The sequence below is a fragment of the Nonomuraea basaltis genome (assembly GCF_005893125.1).
Taxonomy (GTDB): domain Bacteria; phylum Actinomycetota; class Actinomycetes; order Streptosporangiales; family Streptosporangiaceae; genus Nonomuraea; species Nonomuraea basaltis.
Genome location: NZ_VCJS01000276.1, coordinates 1 through 15,110, shown reverse-complemented (window position 1 = coordinate 15,110; position 15,110 = coordinate 1). Strand labels below are relative to the sequence as shown.

General features: G+C 70.6%; 16 protein-coding genes. 6 read left to right on the top strand and 10 right to left on the bottom strand.

The features are described 5' to 3' along the window. Positions 1-234: 2-oxo-4-hydroxy-4-carboxy-5-ureidoimidazoline decarboxylase (locus EJK15_RS60265; RefSeq protein WP_276615560.1), on the bottom strand; the 234-nt coding region annotated here is incomplete at its 3' end. Positions 235-449: 215 nt separating this feature from the next. Here EJK15_RS60265 and EJK15_RS60260 point away from each other — a divergent pair. Further along, positions 450-1,292: a deoxyribonuclease IV gene (locus tag EJK15_RS60260; RefSeq protein ID WP_138719378.1), complete on the top strand. Its 843-nt coding sequence runs from the start codon at positions 450-452 to the stop codon at positions 1,290-1,292. Positions 1,293-1,681: 389 nt separating this feature from the next. Here EJK15_RS60260 and EJK15_RS60255 read toward each other — a convergent pair whose 3' ends face one another. The 5 genes from EJK15_RS60255 to EJK15_RS60230 form a co-directional block, all read right to left on the bottom strand. Beyond that, complete coding sequence (locus EJK15_RS60255) at positions 1,682-3,172, bottom strand: sodium:solute symporter family transporter (protein ID WP_138719377.1); 1,491 nt, start codon at positions 3,170-3,172, stop codon at positions 1,682-1,684. A 159-nt stretch (positions 3,173-3,331) separates the two neighbouring features. Further along, positions 3,332-3,622, bottom strand: coding sequence for a hypothetical protein (locus EJK15_RS60245; protein WP_138719375.1), 291 nt, complete (start codon positions 3,620-3,622; stop codon positions 3,332-3,334). A 28-nt stretch (positions 3,623-3,650) separates the two neighbouring features. Beyond that, a complete protein-coding gene (locus EJK15_RS60240) occupies positions 3,651-4,391 on the bottom strand; it encodes a LytR/AlgR family response regulator transcription factor (RefSeq protein WP_138719374.1) in 741 nt (246 codons plus the stop codon). Between the two features lie 66 nt (positions 4,392-4,457). Then, positions 4,458-5,603 (bottom strand): sensor histidine kinase, encoded by a 1,146-nt coding sequence (locus EJK15_RS60235; RefSeq protein WP_138719373.1) that lies wholly within the window; start codon positions 5,601-5,603, stop codon positions 4,458-4,460. Between the two features lie 66 nt (positions 5,604-5,669). Beyond that, positions 5,670-6,266: a molybdopterin-dependent oxidoreductase gene (locus tag EJK15_RS60230; RefSeq protein ID WP_138719372.1), complete on the bottom strand. Its 597-nt coding sequence runs from the start codon at positions 6,264-6,266 to the stop codon at positions 5,670-5,672. A 417-nt stretch (positions 6,267-6,683) separates the two neighbouring features. On the opposite strand from EJK15_RS60230, the gene EJK15_RS60225 reads away from it, so the two are divergent. Then, on the top strand, positions 6,684-7,103 hold the full coding sequence (locus EJK15_RS60225; protein ID WP_276615561.1) for a hypothetical protein: 420 nt from the start codon (positions 6,684-6,686) through the stop codon (positions 7,101-7,103). A 136-nt stretch (positions 7,104-7,239) separates the two neighbouring features. Continuing rightward, positions 7,240-7,527, top strand: coding sequence for a YiaA/YiaB family inner membrane protein (locus EJK15_RS60220; protein WP_138719371.1), 288 nt, complete (start codon positions 7,240-7,242; stop codon positions 7,525-7,527). A gap of 29 nt (positions 7,528-7,556) precedes the next feature. Here EJK15_RS60220 and thiI read toward each other — a convergent pair whose 3' ends face one another. From thiI to macS, 3 genes are all read right to left on the bottom strand, one after another. Continuing rightward, complete coding sequence (gene thiI / locus EJK15_RS60215) at positions 7,557-8,753, bottom strand: tRNA uracil 4-sulfurtransferase ThiI (protein WP_138719370.1); 1,197 nt, start codon at positions 8,751-8,753, stop codon at positions 7,557-7,559. Positions 8,754-8,816: 63 nt separating this feature from the next. Then, the gene (locus EJK15_RS60210; protein ID WP_138719369.1) at positions 8,817-9,458 is read right to left on the bottom strand and encodes a response regulator; all 642 of its coding nucleotides are present in this window, start codon (positions 9,456-9,458) and stop codon (positions 8,817-8,819) included. 72 nt (positions 9,459-9,530) lie between these two features. After that, positions 9,531-10,622, bottom strand: a complete 1,092-nt coding sequence (gene macS / locus EJK15_RS60205) for a MacS family sensor histidine kinase (RefSeq protein ID WP_138719368.1) — start codon at positions 10,620-10,622, stop codon at positions 9,531-9,533. Positions 10,623-10,735: 113 nt separating this feature from the next. Between macS and EJK15_RS60200 the strand changes: the two genes are divergently transcribed. Beyond that, positions 10,736-11,587, top strand: coding sequence for an MHYT domain-containing protein (locus tag EJK15_RS60200; RefSeq protein WP_138719367.1), 852 nt, complete (start codon positions 10,736-10,738; stop codon positions 11,585-11,587). 119 nt (positions 11,588-11,706) lie between these two features. Continuing rightward, positions 11,707-12,465, top strand: coding sequence for an MHYT domain-containing protein (locus EJK15_RS60195; protein ID WP_240777921.1), 759 nt, complete (start codon positions 11,707-11,709; stop codon positions 12,463-12,465). 137 nt (positions 12,466-12,602) lie between these two features. Here EJK15_RS60195 and EJK15_RS60190 read toward each other — a convergent pair whose 3' ends face one another. Continuing rightward, positions 12,603-13,628 (bottom strand): 6-phosphofructokinase, encoded by a 1,026-nt coding sequence (locus EJK15_RS60190; RefSeq protein ID WP_138719365.1) that lies wholly within the window; start codon positions 13,626-13,628, stop codon positions 12,603-12,605. Positions 13,629-13,773: 145 nt separating this feature from the next. On the opposite strand from EJK15_RS60190, the gene EJK15_RS60185 reads away from it, so the two are divergent. Then, positions 13,774-15,110 (top strand): FGGY family carbohydrate kinase (locus EJK15_RS60185; RefSeq protein WP_138719364.1); only part of this gene is annotated, 1,337 nt, incomplete at its 3' end.

The following is a 15,110-nucleotide window of genomic DNA, read 5'->3' as shown; positions in this document are numbered from 1 at the left end:
CGCCCGCTCCCCGATCCGAGGGTGCGCACCGAGCGCCTCCAGAACGTCGGGCCACTCCAGCCCTCTGACGACCTCCGCGGCGACCCCGGCAAGCCCGTCGAGATCCTGGAAGGGCCGCCGGGAGGCCACCTCCGCGGCGAAGACCCGGGAGGCGCAGCAGGCGAGCAACTCCTCCTCTGCCTCGGCGGGCGAGCGGGCGTTGAAGTCGTCGAGGGCGGTGAGCGTATCGGGCATGTCAGCAGTACACACATGCGCTTCGTGCCCGGTCCATCCGCAAGAACTCCGAACTGCCCGCCCCGGCGGCGGACACTTTTCGTGTCATGCTCCAAGGCCCTGGCCGTCCCGCGGGCCGGCCGGAAGCTCCGCCGATCCCCGGATGCGCTGAGCCGGAGATCCCCTGGTGTGGTCCGGCCGGAGTGTCAGACGGTGCACCTAGACTTGGGGCCATCATGAGCCCAACATCCCTGATCGGCGGACACGTGTCCGTGACGGGCGGCCTGGCGACGGGCGGCCTCAAGTACATGGCCGAGATCGGCGCCGAGATGATCCAGGTGTTCGTCACCAACCCGCGCGGCTGGGCGCTCACCGAAGGCAAGCCCGACCAGGACGCCAAGCTGGCCGAGTCGGGTGTCGACACGTTCATCCACGTGCCCTATCTGGTCAACTTCGGCTCGCCCAGCCCGGAGACGCTCGCCAACTCCATCGCGATCGTCCGCCACACGCTGCGGCGCGGCGTGGACACCGGCGCCAAGGGGGTCGTGGTGCACACCGGCTCGGCGGTGACGCAGTCGCGCGACGACGCGCTGCGCCAGCTGCGCGAAAACCTGCTGCCGTTGCTGGACGAGATCCCCGACAGCGGGCCCGACCTGCTGCTGGAGCCGATGGCGGGGCAGGGCGCGATGCTGTGCGCCACCATCCAGGACCTCGAGCCCTATCTGGCGGCACTGCACTGGCATCCGCGAGCCGGCGTCTGCCTCGACACCTGCCACGCCTTCGCCGCCGGCCACGACCTGGCCGCGGAGGGCGGGGTGGCGGAGACGTTCGACGCCCTGCACCGGATCGCGCCGGGGCGGCTGAAGCTGATCCACGCCAACGACTCGAAAGACGTGTGCGGGGCCAAGAAGGATCGGCACGAGAACATCGGGGCGGGGCACATCGGCGCCGAGCCGTTCGGCGAGATGATGCGGCATCCGGCGGTGGCGGGCGTGCCGATCTGCATCGAGACCCCGGGCAAGGCGCCCAAGCACGCCGAGGACATCGCCCTGCTGAAGAAGCTGCGCGACAACGGCTGAGCCGGGGTCGTGCCGGCTCTCAAGTGCCGGCGAACCTGGATGAACCGCCAGCCAGGGCGGAAACCGTGATAGGGACGCCCGCTCGCGCGATCCGGCCGCCCCCGAAGGCCGGATCGCGGGGCCGGGTGTCACGGCCTCAGCGGGCGCCCCCTCACGAACCGGCATGGCGGGCCCTACCCCCCGGTCAAGGGCCCGACAGCCGCGGCGACCTGCGCGGTCGCCGGTGAACCCGGCGCATCAGACTGCAATGAGCCTCTCGGCTCGTCCCCCCCAATGCGCCGGAGTGGCTATCCGATGCGGAAACACTACGGTCGCGATCTTGTGGGCGAAACCCTGTTTACGGGCAGCTCGTTGAACGGTCTGTAGTCATCGCCATACGGAGAGTGGTGTCACGACGAGCGGTCGCCCGGAGTTGACGAGCGGTAGATTCGGGGGCTCGCGAGATGCTCGGGCAGGTGCATCCTGGCCATCATCCGCCCCACGCCGCGCGGCATTCGACCCGGTGTGGCCAGGGAAATCATGACCATTCCGGCGAACGCGACCGGCACGGCGACCGGTGCGGGGTGGGAAGTCAGCGCCCCCATTTTCACGCCCACCTGATCACAGATGACGAGCGCCGTCGTCACGCCCCCTCCCAGCGCGAACCCCGCCGCCACGCCCACGTCCGTGAGCCGCCGCCACCAGATCCCCAGCACCAGCAACGGGCAGAACGTGGCGGCCGACAGGCTGAAACCGAGCAGCACGAGCGGCACCGAAGCGCTCGGCCCGGTAACCGCGGTCAGGGCGAGCGCGGCGATCAGCACCACGCCCACGGCCGCGCGGAAGGAGGCCGCCCGGGCCCGTGTCATGCACGCCGACACCGCGCCCCCGACCGCCACCAGGACGCCCCCCGTGGTGGCCAGGAAGGCCGCGAACGCCCCCACGGCCAGCAGGCCCGTCAGCAACTCCCCCACGGCTCCAGGAAGCATCCTGGCGGGCAGCAGCAGCACGATCTCGTCGGGCGCGGCGTCGGGGGCGTGTACATGGCCCAGAACCCCGTACAGCGGCGGCACGACGCAGAACACGGCCAGCATCGCCTGCGTGGCCACGATCGACCGCCGGGCCCCGCGCCCGTCACTGTTGGTGTAGACGCGGACGATCACGTGCGGCAGCCCCATGGTGCCCAGCGCGCACGCCACCAGCACGGTCAGCACCCCGGGCAGCGAGGGGTCGCCCGCGCCCCCAAGCCCGTGCTCCCCGGCGCGGTAGGTGCCCTCGAACCAGCTGAGCGGCCGCGTACCGGACATCCACCAGCAGACCGCTCCGACCCCGAGGAAGACGACCAGCTTCAGCCAGAACTGCGAGGCCTGCACGCTGGTCACGCTCCCCCGCCCGCCCGCGAACGCCACGGCCAGCGCCGCCGCCGCGACGGCCGCCCAGCCCAGCCACGGCGGCAGCCCGGTCAGCAGCCGCACCACGACCCCGGTCGCGTGGAACTGCGCGACCATCAACGTCAGCCCGATGACGAGGACGAAGCAGGTGGCGAAGCGGCGCAGCAGGACCGATCTGAGCCGCCATTCGGCGAAGTCGGGCAAGGTGTACGTGCCGGAGCGGCGCAGCGGCGCCACGACCAGGGCGAGGATGACGACGAACCCGGCGGCGGCCCCCACCGGGTACCACAGCATCGGGCCGCCATGGGTGGCGATGAGCCCCGCAAGGCCCAGGCAGGCCGCGGCAGAGGTGAACTCCGAGGTGATCGCGGCGCCGTTCCACCAGGGAGGGACGGCCCTGGCCGCAACGTGGAAGCCGGACACGCCGCTGCTGCGGCGCGGTCGCGCGGCGCCCACCATGACGCCCAGAACGAGCACGAAGGCGATCCCGGTCAGCACCGCGACGGTCATCTCGCCGGCCGCCCCAGCCCAGGCCGCACGCGCGGCTCCGGCCCGAGGCGCAGCACGCTCATCGCCCCGGTCGCCCCGGTCGCCCCGGTCGCCCCGGTCGCCCCGCGCGCGGCATGCTCATCGCTCCAGCCGGCCCCGGTCGTCCCGCCCGCGGCATGCTCATCGCTCCAGCCGCTCGGCTCGCCGTAGGTGCAGCACGGCCAGGCCCACCCAGGCACCCTGCAGGGCCAGCGACAGCGCCACCCAGACCCCGGGCTCGGGCAGCCACAGGGCGATCACCGGGCCGCCCACCAGGAGCGCGGCGACGGCGCCCACGGTCAGCAGCGCCTGCCGCAACTGCCGCCCCACGATCGCCGGCACATCGGGCCCGCCCTCGCCCGGGCCGGACCGGTCCCGCGCGCGCCCGAGCGCGGCGGGTCTCTGCGACACGACCTCCCGGCGCCCGGTCACCGGCACCCTCCGGGAGGGGGCACGGGGGTCATGAGATCACGCCCCTGTGCTGGCGTACGAGCTGCTCGCGCACCTGGCGGCTGTGCCGCCTGCTGACCTGCAGCGTCTCGGTGCCGACGGTGAGCGTCACCCGCCCGCCCTCGAACCTGAGCTCGCTGACGTGCCGGGCCGAGACCAGCGTGCTGCGGTGGATGCGCAGGAATCCGGCCTCCGACCAGCGCCGCTCGAGCGCGGCCAGCGACATGCGCACCAGATAGCTGCCGTCCACGGTGTGCAGCCGCACGTAGTCGCCCTTGGCCTCGGCGAACCAGACGGCCTGCTGCGGCACGAACCTGGTGCGCCCGCCCAGCTCCACCGGGATCACGTCGTCCTGCCCGGGCTCGGGAGCGGGCGCGGTGGCGGCCTCCAGCCTGCGCACGGCCTCGGACAGGCGCTCGGCCCTGACCGGCTTGAGCAGGTAGTCGACGGCCTCCAGCTCGAAGGCCTGCACCGCGCACTCCTCGTGCGCCGTGACGAAGACCAGCCTGGGCGGGCTGGGGAAGCCGCCGACCAGCCGGGCGAGGTCGAGCCCGTCGAGCCCGGGCATCCGGATGTCGAGGAACACCCCGTCGAGCCGCTCGCCCCCGCCGATCATCTGGACCATGTCCTGCAGCGCCGTGACGCCGTCGGCCGCGGTCGTGACGTGTTCGATCCTTTCGTCCTGGCGCAGCAGATAGGCGAGCTCCTCCAGAGCGTGCACCTCGTCGTCCACCGCCAGAACTCTCAGCATGTCCACCACGCTGCCGTATGAAAGCAAAGGTCACAAGCGACACGCCAGCAGAGCGTAAAGAAATGACTACAATGAGCTAAGTTGCGTCTTGGGCACGCGCAGCCGCACCTTGGTGCCCGCGCCCAGCGCCGTCTCCACGACGAGCCCGTAGCCGTCGCCGTAGATCTGGCGCATCCTCAGGTCCACGTTCGCCAGCCCGATGCCGCTGCCCTCGCGGGCGGGGTCGTCGTCCAGCATGCGCCTGGCGCACTCGGGGTCCATCCCTGCGCCGTCGTCCTCGACCGTGATGTGCGCCTCGGGGCCGGCGTCGCGCACCACGACCCGCACCTCACCGGTGCCGCCGCGGCCGCGCATGCCGTGCTTGATGGCGTTCTCGACGAGCGGCTGCAGGCACAGGAACGGCACCGGCACCGGCAGCACCTCCGGCGCCACCTGCATGCTGAAGCGCAACTTGTCGCCGAAGCGGGCGCGTTCGAGCAGCAGGTAGCGGTCGACGCAGGTCAGCTCGTCGGCGAGGGTGGTGAAGTCGTGGGCCCGGCGCAGGGCGTACCGGGAGAAGTCGGCGAAGTCGAGCAGCAGCTCGCGGGCGCGTTTGGGGTTCGTACGGACGAACGAGGCGATCGTCGTCAGCGCGTTGTAGACGAAGTGCGGCGAGATCTGGGCCCGCAGCGCGCGCATCTCGGCCTCCAGCGCCCGCCGCCGGGAGGCGTCGAGCTCGGCGAGCTCCAGCTGGCCGGACACCCAGGTGGCGACCTCGGTCACGGTGCGCACGAGCGCGGCGCTGATCTCGTCGTCGAAGGCCGCCAGCGCCCCCACGACCGTGCCGTCCACGGTCAGCGGCACCACGACGGCCCCGTGCGGCTCCCCCGCGAACACCTGCGCCCGCCCGGCGGACAGCGCGGCCCGGGCGTAGGTGAGCACGTCGTCGGTGCACGGCCCTTCCCAGGCCAGCGCGGCCTCCGTCGAGGTGATCGCGACGGCGTGGGTGCCGAGCAGCGCGCGCAGGTGGCGTACGGCCTTACGGGCGGAGTCGCGGTTGAGCCCCGTGCGCAGGGCCGGGGCGGCCATCGCGGCGATGTGCAGCGTGGCGAACGTCGCCTCGTCCTTGCGCCGTTCCTCCGGCAGGGCGTCGCGGCGCCACGGAGCCCGGGCGAGGACGTAGCCGGCGGCGAAGGCAAGACAGGGAAGCGCCACGCATGCGGTGGTCAGCACGTGGGCAACCGTAGCCAACGACGGAGCGCGCCGGAAGGGAAACGCAGAGTAAAGTCACGTGTCAGATCAAGGGGGTCCCTCGCCGGGTTCTTCCTGGTAGGAGTAGCGCTGCTCGCGCCACGGGTCGGCGACGTTGTGGTAGCCGCGCTCCTCCCAGAAGCCTCTGCGATCTTCGAGGAGATATTCGATGCCGCGCACCCATTTGACGCTCTTCCACGCGTACAGGTGCGGGACCACGAGCCGTAGCGGGTGGCCGCGGTCGGGGCTGAGCGGCTTCTCGTCCAGCTCCAAGGCGAACAGTGTGTCGGGCGCGGTGAAGTCGGACATCCGCAGGTTGGCGCTGTAGCCGTATTCGGCCCAGATCATCACGTGCCGCACGCCGGGGTCGGGCGGGGCGGCCGCCATGATCGTGGCCGGGGTGACGCCGCGCCACTCGTTGGCCATGAGCGAGAACTTGGTGACGCAGTGGAAGTCGGCGATGCGCGTCGCGCGGGGCAGCATCTCGAACTCGTTCCAGGCGAAGCGGTGCTCCTCGCCCGACGCGGTGGCGCCGAAGACGCGGAAGTCCCATCTCTCCGGCTTGAACTGCGGCACTCTGCCGTAGTGGATCACGGGTCGGCCGCGCGGGACGTACTGGCCTGGAGGCAGGCGCGACTCCTCCACGATCACTCCCCTCACCGGTCTCGCGTCTTGGGCCATCCTGCCACCGGACGGTTCGTGCCTTGCGCCGGGGGTCGTGCGCTACCTTTACGGCCTATGCACACCGCGTTCCTGTTTTGGTATGGCGACGGACCCGAGTCCGTTCGCCACCTGACGCTGCGGTAGCAGACAGGCGAACGAAGGCCCCGGGTCCAACAGGACCCGGGGCCTTCTGTTGTTTCCGGACAAAGGAGAAGTGCAGATGGTGATCGTCATGGGGCCCGAGGCCACTTCCGATGATCTTGCGTCGATCGTCGCGGTCGTCGAGGCGGCCGGGGTCCGATTGGATTAGCAATCCGTAGTGGTGTTGTGGCGTAGTGCTACACGCACGCCCGGCGCCCAGGCGACGTCGGGCACCCTCCCCGGTCAGGCTGTGCAGGTCTGACCGGTCAGCGTCCGGAGGGACGTGCCCAACGGGCCGGTGGCTCCGATCACTGGCACCAGGGCACGAAGACGATTGGTTGCACGACTGATCCTGTGCAACACACAGGATCGCTAAGCCAATCAGAGACGCTCGACGTCTCGGCGGTGCCGGTGGCGCAGCGGCTGTCGCACCTGCCGGTGATCGTCGACCCGTCGCACTCGGGCGGCCGGCGCGACCTGGTGCTGCCGCTGACCCGGGCGGCCATCGCAGTGGGCGCCTACGGTGTGATCATCGACGTGCACCCGCAGCCGGAACAGGCGCTCTGCGACGGCCCGCAGGCCCTGATCGACACCGACCTGGGCGAGCTGGCCCAGGTCATGACCGACTTCCCGGCGCTGCTCGGCAAGTCCAGGGCAGCGGCTGCGGTCGGCGCCTGAGCTGATGCCGCCGCACCACCTGCCACGAGCGATCGGGTACGGTCGGCCGCGCTACCAGCACCGCCGTCCGTACTCAGCGGTAACTTGAGTAGTTCATCCCATGCGCCGCACCCTGGCGCGGGACGAGCATGGTCGCATGACGAAGCCCATCCAGCCCACGCAGACCACCGCGTTCTACGTCCAGGCGATCCTGTCGTTCGCCGTCTCGCTGACCTCCGTGGTGATCGCCCTGTTCTACCTGCCCACGGCCGGGTGGATCAGGGCGTTCCTCGGGCTCGGCCTGCTGTACGTCGTCACCTCGACCGTCACGCTGTGCAAGGTCGTCCGCGACCGGCAGGAGCTGTCGGAGGTGAGCACCCGCGTCGACCAGGCCAGGCTCGACAAGCTGCTGGCCGAGCACGACCCGTTCAAGGTCGACGCCTGACCGGAGCCCGGCCGCCGCGGTGGCCGGGCTTAGAGCGTGTACTCCTGGATCGAGTCGGCGAGCTGCACGCACAGCTCCTCGGCGTCGAGCCGTTTCTCGATCTGCTTGAGGTCCTCGATCTTGGCCCGGGTCTCGGCGCGCTTGGGCGCCAGCAGCGAGCAGCAGTCTTCGTCGGGCAGCTCGGAGATCTCCAGCGTGCCGATGCGCCGCGCCTCTGCCATGATCTCGGTCTTGTCCCAGCCCACCAGCGGCCGCAGGATCGGCAGGTCCACCGCGTTGTCCTGGGCGGTGATGTTGGTCAAGGTCTGCGAAGAGACCTGCCCGAGCGCGTCACCGGTGATCAGCGCGGCGGCGCGGATGCGGTGGGCGACCTCCTCTGCCGTCTTGAGCATGAGCCGCCGCTGGGCGATCACCGCCAGCCGGTCCTGGCCGGAGTTGCGGATCGACTGCTGCGCCTTGCCGAACGGCACCACCCACAGCCGCGACCTGCCCTGGAACCTGTCGAGCTTCCTGACCAGCGCGTACGCCTTGTAGATCGACTCTGACGTGGTGAACGGGATGCCGGAGAAGTGCAGGAAGTCGACGTGCAGCCCGCGCCGCATCATCCGGTACGCCGCCACCGGCGAGTCGATGCCGCCCGACATGAGCACCAGCGCCCGGCCGCTGCTGCCGACCGGCAGGCCGCCCTGGCCGGGGATGCCGCCGGTGAAGACGAACACCTCGTCCCTGTCGACCTCGATGAACACGGTCAGCTCGGGGTTCTTCAGATCGACCGGCAGGCCGTACTCGTCGTTGATCGCGCCGCCGACGAGCCGGTCGAGCTCGTTGGAGCGCAGCGGGAAGCGCTTGTCGCGGCGGCGCGAGCGGACCGCGAAGCGGGCGCCGCGCTTGACCTCCTCGCTCTCGCCGACCAGCTCCAGGCCGGCCTTGAGCACGGCGTCGGGGTCCTTGGCGACCCGCCAGGCCCGGTGGATCCAGACCAGCCCGGGCACGTCGGCGACCCGCTGGGCCACGGCCTCGGCCTGGTCGGTGGTCGCGCCCTGGGGCAGGAAGATCGCGATGACGCCGTGCCGCTTGCGCACGTCGACCTTGATGTCGAGAGTCTGCAGCGCGTCGCGGATGTTGCTGATCAGGCGGCGTTCGAACACGTCGCGGTTCTTGCCCTTGAGGACGATCTCGCCCAGCTTGAGCAGAACACATGGCTCGCCCAGGGCGGACATCGTCATGGTGGAACCTCCGGGAAGACGGGGAATGGCACGCGTTGATGGCAACGCCGCGTCCCACCGAGTTTAGTCCGCGTCGAGTCCCCGCTCGATCGCATATCGCACCAGCTCCACGCGGTTGTGCAGCTGGAGCTTGCCGAGCGTGTTCTGTACGTGGTTCTGTACGGTGCGGTGAGAGAGCACGAGGCGGTCGGCGATCTGCCTGTACGACAGGCCCTTGGCGACCAGCCTGAGCACCTCGGTCTCGCGGTCGGTCAGCCGCGGCCCGTCGCTCGGGACGTCCTGCGCGGCCAGCCGCCGGTATTCGCCCAGCACGAGCCCGGCGAGCCCCGGTGTGAACACGGCGTCGCCCTCGGCGGTGCGGCGTACCGCGTCGAGGAACTCGTCCCGGCCGGCCGACTTCACCAGATATCCGGACGCGCCCGCCTTGACCGCCTCGAGCACGTCGTCCTGCTCGGCGCTGGCCGACAACACCAGCACCCTGGGCGGCGGCTCCACCTCGGCCAGCCGGGCCGCCACCTCCGCGCCGGGCATGTCGGGCAGCCGCAGATCGAGCACGACGACGTCGGGCCGCACCGCGCCGGCCACGCGGACCGCCTGCCGTCCCTCCCCCACGGTGGCCACGACCTCGTAACCCGCCTCGGCGAGATCCCTCGCGACCCCATCCCGCCACATGGGATGGTCGTCCACCACCATGACCCGCACCATGGCGCAACTCTAAACCGCCCCGCCCGCGGCGGCCGCCCCGCCACCGCCGACGCAGGCCCGACGCGGTGGGCGTCAGGCTGGGAGGGTGATCTCGATCTCCGTGCCCTGGCCGGGAACGCTCATGATGGAGACCTCGCCGCCCAGCTCCGCCACCCGCCCCCGGATAGACTCGGCGACGCCCAGGCGGCCGTCGGCGCGGGCCTGGTCGAGCCGGCCGTCGGGGATGCCCGGCCCGTCGTCCCTGATGCTGACGGTCACCGTCCCCTCTCCCGACTCCGCCAGCACCCAGGCGCGCGTCTGGGGGCCGCAGTGCGCGCGGACGTTGTCCAGCGCGGCCTTGACCGCGGCCGCCGCCTCCCTGGCCGTCTCGGCGGGCAGGATCAGGGGCGTCGCCGGGGTGGAGATCGTCACCTCGGGCGAGCCGTACCGCAGGAGGAGCGAGCGCAGGTCGGTCGCGCCCTCCGGGGCGGGGCGCACGGCGATGAGCTCGCGCAGCGCGGCCTCCTGCTCGCCAGCGAGGCGGCCGAGCTCGGCCGCCTCGCCGCCGATCTGCCGCCCGCGCCGCTGAACCAGGGCGAGGACCTGCAGGACGGAGTCGTGGATGTCGCGGGCCAGGCGGTCGCGCTCGCGCTGGGCGGCCTCCATCTCGATGGCCCGCTGCATGCGCTCCTCGGCCTGCCGGGCCAGCTGGGCCACGTGGCCGACGACGACGCCCGCGAGGAACAGCAGGACCGCGCCGTTGATCAAGATGGGATCTTGGGGGGTGCGCAGCCACAGGTCGCCGCCCGCGACGACGGCGGCCGCCACGGCGCCCGCCCGCCGCCCGGCGTGTACGGCCCAGGCCAGCACAGGACCGGCCACCCAGGTCGCGGGGACCGGGATGATGCCGGTGGCGCCCTGCATCGAGCCCTCCACGTACGGGGAGGCCAGCAGGCACGCCATCGTCACCAGCAGGTCCATGGCCAGCAGCGGCCACCGGCGCAGCACCGCGACGGAGTAGGCGTACGTCGTCCCCGCCGTCCACAGCGCCATCACCGCGATCACCAGCCAGCCCGCGACCGGGTGCTCGTAGCCGCGGTGCTGCGCCATCAGCACGACCGCGTACGCCAGCGACGCCACGCGGTAGACCGCGACGGCCCGCCAGAACGGAACCTCGATCCCCATGAGCCCTTCTCATGTTCCCGACATGGGAGTTGACAGATAGTTCGGGTATCCAAGCGAAAGGGACAGTCCGGATGGCACAATCCGGTACCCCCTAACTCAAGGAATCTCCCCAAATGACCTCCGCTGTAAATCATTTCACCCACGGCCTGCTCACGCCCGTGCTCGCCTACGTGATGTCGTGCATGGGGTCGATGCTGGGACTGCGGCTCACCGCCCAGGCCCACGCCTCCCGTGGCGGCTCGCGGGCGCGCTGGCTGTGCGGCGCGGCCGTGTCCATCGGCGGCACCGGCATCTGGGTCATGCACTTCATCGCCATGATGGGCTTCGACGTGGACGGCACCCAGATCAAGTACGACGTGCCGCTCACCGTGGCCTCGGCGGCGGTGGCGATCGTGGTCGTGGGCACCGGCCTGTTCCTTGTCTCGTACGGCCGCGGCCGGCCCCTGGCCCTCCTCGGGGGCGGGCTGCTCACCGGCCTCGGCGTGGCCTCCATGCACTACCTGGGCATGTACGCGATGAACATGACCGCCCACGTCTCCTACGACCGCGTCGTCGTGGCCGCCTCCGTGGGCATCGCCGTGGTCGCCGCGACGGTGGCGCTCTGGTTCACGCTCCGGGTCAAGAGGCCCGTCTGGATCACCGTGGCCGCGCTCGTCATGGGCGTGGCCGTGGCCGGCATGCACTACACCGGCATGTACGCGATGCGCGTCACGGTCGATCCCGAGCCCAGCGTGGTCGCCGGGGCCGACGCGCTCGACTTCCTCGTGCCCCTCATGACCGTCATCAGCCTGATCACACTGACCATGCTGCTGATGGTGATTTTGTCGCCGTCCGAGGAGGAGTTGCACGAGGACGCCGAACTCGTGGCCAAGCTGGAATTGCGCCGCCGTACCGCTCAGCAGCAGAAATTCACTTATCCCGCGCCAATGCCGCGGCAGCAGCCGATACAGGCACGCAGAAGGTAGTTGCGCGGCTACGCGAGTCGCCCTCATACTTCCTTATCGGGGCTAAGGGGAGCGGTGGGGGTATGTCGCCGATTGACCATTTTTCGTTTGGACTGTTCACGCCCGTACTCGCGTACATCATGTCCAGCGTGGGTTCCATGCTGGGCCTCCTGCTCACCTCGCGGGCCCGCCTCCTGGGCCGGCGAGAGGGCAGATATTGGCTGGTCGGCGCCGCGTTCGCGATAGGCGGCACGGGGATCTGGACCATGCACTTCATCGCCATGCTCGGCTTCTCGGTGAGCGGCACGGTGATCCGCTACAACGTGCCGATCACGGCCGCCTCCGCGCTCATCGCGGTCCTCTTCGTGGGCATGGGGCTGTTCCTGGCCTCCTATGGGGGCGACCGGCTGGTGTTCCTGCTCGGCGGGGGCATCCTGACCGGGAGCGGCGTGGCGAGCATGCATTATCTCGGCATGTCCGCGATGAACATGACCGCCCACGTCTCCTACGACCCCGTGGTCGTGGCGCTCTCCGTCCTGATCGCGATCGCGGCGGCGACGGTGGCACTCTGGTTCACGCTGCGGGTCAGCGGCGCGCTCAAGATCGGCGCGGCGGCGCTGGTCATGGGGGTGGCGGTCTCCGGCATGCACTACACGGGGATGTACGCGATGTCGGTGCAGGCGCACGCCGAGATGGTGCCCGTGTCCGGCGCGAAGGCCATCGACCTCCTGCTGCCGCTGATCGTCGGCATCAGCGTGATCACCGTGGGGCTGCTGCTCATCATCATCCTGTCGCCGTCGGAGAAGGAGCTGCGCAGCGAAGCGGAGTTCCGGGACCGGCTGCGGGAACGCGACGAGGGCGCGCCTGGAGTTGATCTCTTCGGCACGCCCCGGCGCTGATATATGGCAGAGGGCACGGCCTGCGACGCGTAGTGGGCCGCCGACTTGCCGCGGCGCAGACCGTACCCTTGAGGGGGGTTGTAGCGGTAACCCCGCTGGCTCCAAAGGTACGGCCGGCGCTTGCACGTCACTTTCAACTAGCCAAAGAAGACCTCGGCCTCGGAGTAGCGCGACACGGGCACGGTCTTCAGCTCGGCCGTGGCCTCGTCGAGGCCGACGCGGATGATGTCGGTGCCGCGCAGGGCGACCATCTTGCCGTAGTCGCCCTCGTGGGCCGCGTCGATGGCCTGCAGCCCGAACCTGGTGGCCAGCACCCGGTCGTAGGCGGTCGGGGTGCCGCCGCGCTGGATGTGGCCGAGCACCGTGGTGCGGGCCTCCTTGCCGGTGCGCTTCTCTATCTCCTTGGCCAGCACCTCGCCGATGCCGCCCAGCCTGACGTGGCCGAACGCGTCCAGCTCCCCGGCCTGCAGCTCCATCTGGCCCTCGATCGGGTGCGCGCCCTCGGCGACCACGATGATCGGCGAGTAGCGGGTGCGGAAGCGGGACTCGACGTATTCGCAGACCCGGTCGATGTCGAACGGCTTCTCCGGGATGAGGATGACGTTGGCGCCGCCCGCCATGCCCGCGTGCAGCGCTATCCAGCCCGCGTGCCGGCCCATGACCTCGCAGATGAGCGCCCGATGGTGGGACTCGGCGGTGGTGTGGAGGCGGTCGATGGCCTCCGTCGCGATGTTGACGGCCGTGTCGAAGCCGAAGGTGTAGTCGGTGCCCGACAGGTCGTTGTCGATGGTCTTGGGCACGCCCACCACGTTGACGCCGCGGTCGTAGAGCTGCTTGGCGACGCCCAGGGTGTCCTCGCCGCCGATGGCGATCAACGCGTCGACGCCGGTGGCGGCCAGGTTCTCCTTGATCCGGTCGACACCGCCCTCGATCTTGACCGGGTTGGTGCGGGAGGAGCCGAGTATCGTCCCGCCGCGCGGCAGGATGCCCCGCACGGCCTGGATGTCGAGGGTCATCGTGTCGCCCTCCAGGGGGCCGCGCCAGCCGTCGCGGAATCCGACGAACTCGTGGCCGTAGACGCTCACCCCCTTACGGACCACTGCCCTGATCACGGCGTTGAGCCCGGGGCAGTCGCCGCCCCCTGTGAGCACTCCGATACGCATGACGGGTTCCTCCCGATGGGGTTCACGAACCGGAACCTTAAGTGTTAAGTCCTCAGTATCAGCATGCATTCTGCCCGCCTCCGTGGGCAGTGGTCTAGACCAAACGCCAGGCTCCTGACTTAAACCCGCCTTGGGAGGGACCTTCGTGAGCGTATTGGCCATTGACGCCGGGACAACAGGGGTTACAACCATCGTTGTTACCGAAAACGGGCAGATCGCCGCCAAGGGCTACGAGGAATTCGCGCAGCATTTCCCCGAACCCGGCCGGGTGGAACACAATCCCGAGGACATCTGGCAGGCCACGCTGTCCGCCTGCGCCGCCGCGCTGCGCGAAGCCGGCGAGAGGCCGTCCTGCGTGGGCATCACCAACCAGCGCGAGACCGCGGTGCTGTGGGACCGGCGCACGCTGGCCGCGCCGCGCCGGGCGATCGTCTGGCAGGACCGCCGCACCGCCGGGGTGTGCGAGCGGCTGCGCTCGGCCGGGCATGAGCCGCGTGTCTCAGAGCTGACCGGCCTGCGCCTCGACCCCTATTTCACGGCCACGAAGCTGACCTGGCTGGCCGAGCACGATCCGCGGACGTGGGCGGGCGTCGAGTCCGGAAATGTGGCCGTGGGGACGGTGGATTCGTACCTGATCGCCAGGCTCACCGCGGGCGCGCGCCACGTGACCGACCCGTCCAACGCCTCGCGCACCCTCCTGTACGGCCTCCAATCCGGCCAGTGGGAGCCGGAGCTGTGCGAGCTGTTCGGGGTGCCCGAGGAGGCGCTGCCGGAGATCGTGCCCAGCTACGGACCGCTCGGGCACACGGACCCGGCCGCGTTCCTGGGGCTGGAGCTGCCGATCAGCGGCGTGGCGGGAGATCAGCAGGCGGCGCTGTTCGGGCAGACGTGCTTCGACGTGGCCGATGTGAAGTGCACCTACGGCACCGGCTCGTTCGTGCTGACCAACACCGGCGGCGAGATCGTCCGCTCGCAGTCGGGGCTGCTGACGACGGTGGCCTGGCAGGAGCCGTCCGGCGCGCGGACGTTCGCGCTGGAGGGGTCGATCTTCGTGACCGGGGCGGCCGTGCAGTGGCTGCGCGACGGGCTCGGGCTGATCGGGACGGCGCCGGAGTCGGAGGGCGTGGCGCGTACCGTGCCCGACAGCGGGGGCGTGGTGTTCGTGCCCGCGCTGACAGGGCTGGGCGCGCCGTACTGGGATCCGGAGGCGCGCGGGCTGATCACCGGCATCACCCGCGGCACGACGCGGGCGCACCTGGTCAGAGCGACGCTGGAGGCGATCGCGTTCGAGGTGCGCGACGTGGTCGAGGTGATGACCGGCGGCACGGTGCCGCTGCTCAAGGCCGACGGCGGGGCCAGCGCCAACGACCTGCTCATGCAGTTCCAGGCCGACCAGCTCGGCGCGGCCGTGGAGCGGCCGATGATCCGGGAGACGACGGCGCTGGGGGCGGCGTTCCTGGCAGGGCTCGGGCACTTCTACCC

What these genes read in the sequence shown, in the direction of transcription:
- EJK15_RS60260 (WP_138719378.1), top strand. Translation starts at nt 450, where the DNA reads ATGAGCCCAACATCCCTGATCGGCGGACACGTGTCCGTGACGGGCGGC.
- EJK15_RS60255 (WP_138719377.1), bottom strand. Translation starts at nt 3,172, where the DNA reads ATGACCGTCGCGGTGCTGACCGGGATCGCCTTCGTGCTCGTTCTGGGC.
- EJK15_RS60240 (WP_138719374.1), bottom strand. Translation starts at nt 4,391, where the DNA reads ATGCTGAGAGTTCTGGCGGTGGACGACGAGGTGCACGCTCTGGAGGAG.
- EJK15_RS60220 (WP_138719371.1), top strand. Translation starts at nt 7,240, where the DNA reads ATGACGAAGCCCATCCAGCCCACGCAGACCACCGCGTTCTACGTCCAG.
- thiI (WP_138719370.1), bottom strand. Translation starts at nt 8,753, where the DNA reads ATGACGATGTCCGCCCTGGGCGAGCCATGTGTTCTGCTCAAGCTGGGC.
- EJK15_RS60210 (WP_138719369.1), bottom strand. Translation starts at nt 9,458, where the DNA reads ATGGTGCGGGTCATGGTGGTGGACGACCATCCCATGTGGCGGGATGGG.
- macS (WP_138719368.1), bottom strand. Translation starts at nt 10,622, where the DNA reads ATGGGGATCGAGGTTCCGTTCTGGCGGGCCGTCGCGGTCTACCGCGTG.
- EJK15_RS60200 (WP_138719367.1), top strand. Translation starts at nt 10,736, where the DNA reads ATGACCTCCGCTGTAAATCATTTCACCCACGGCCTGCTCACGCCCGTG.
- EJK15_RS60195 (WP_240777921.1), top strand. Translation starts at nt 11,707, where the DNA reads ATGTCCAGCGTGGGTTCCATGCTGGGCCTCCTGCTCACCTCGCGGGCC.
- EJK15_RS60190 (WP_138719365.1), bottom strand. Translation starts at nt 13,628, where the DNA reads ATGCGTATCGGAGTGCTCACAGGGGGCGGCGACTGCCCCGGGCTCAAC.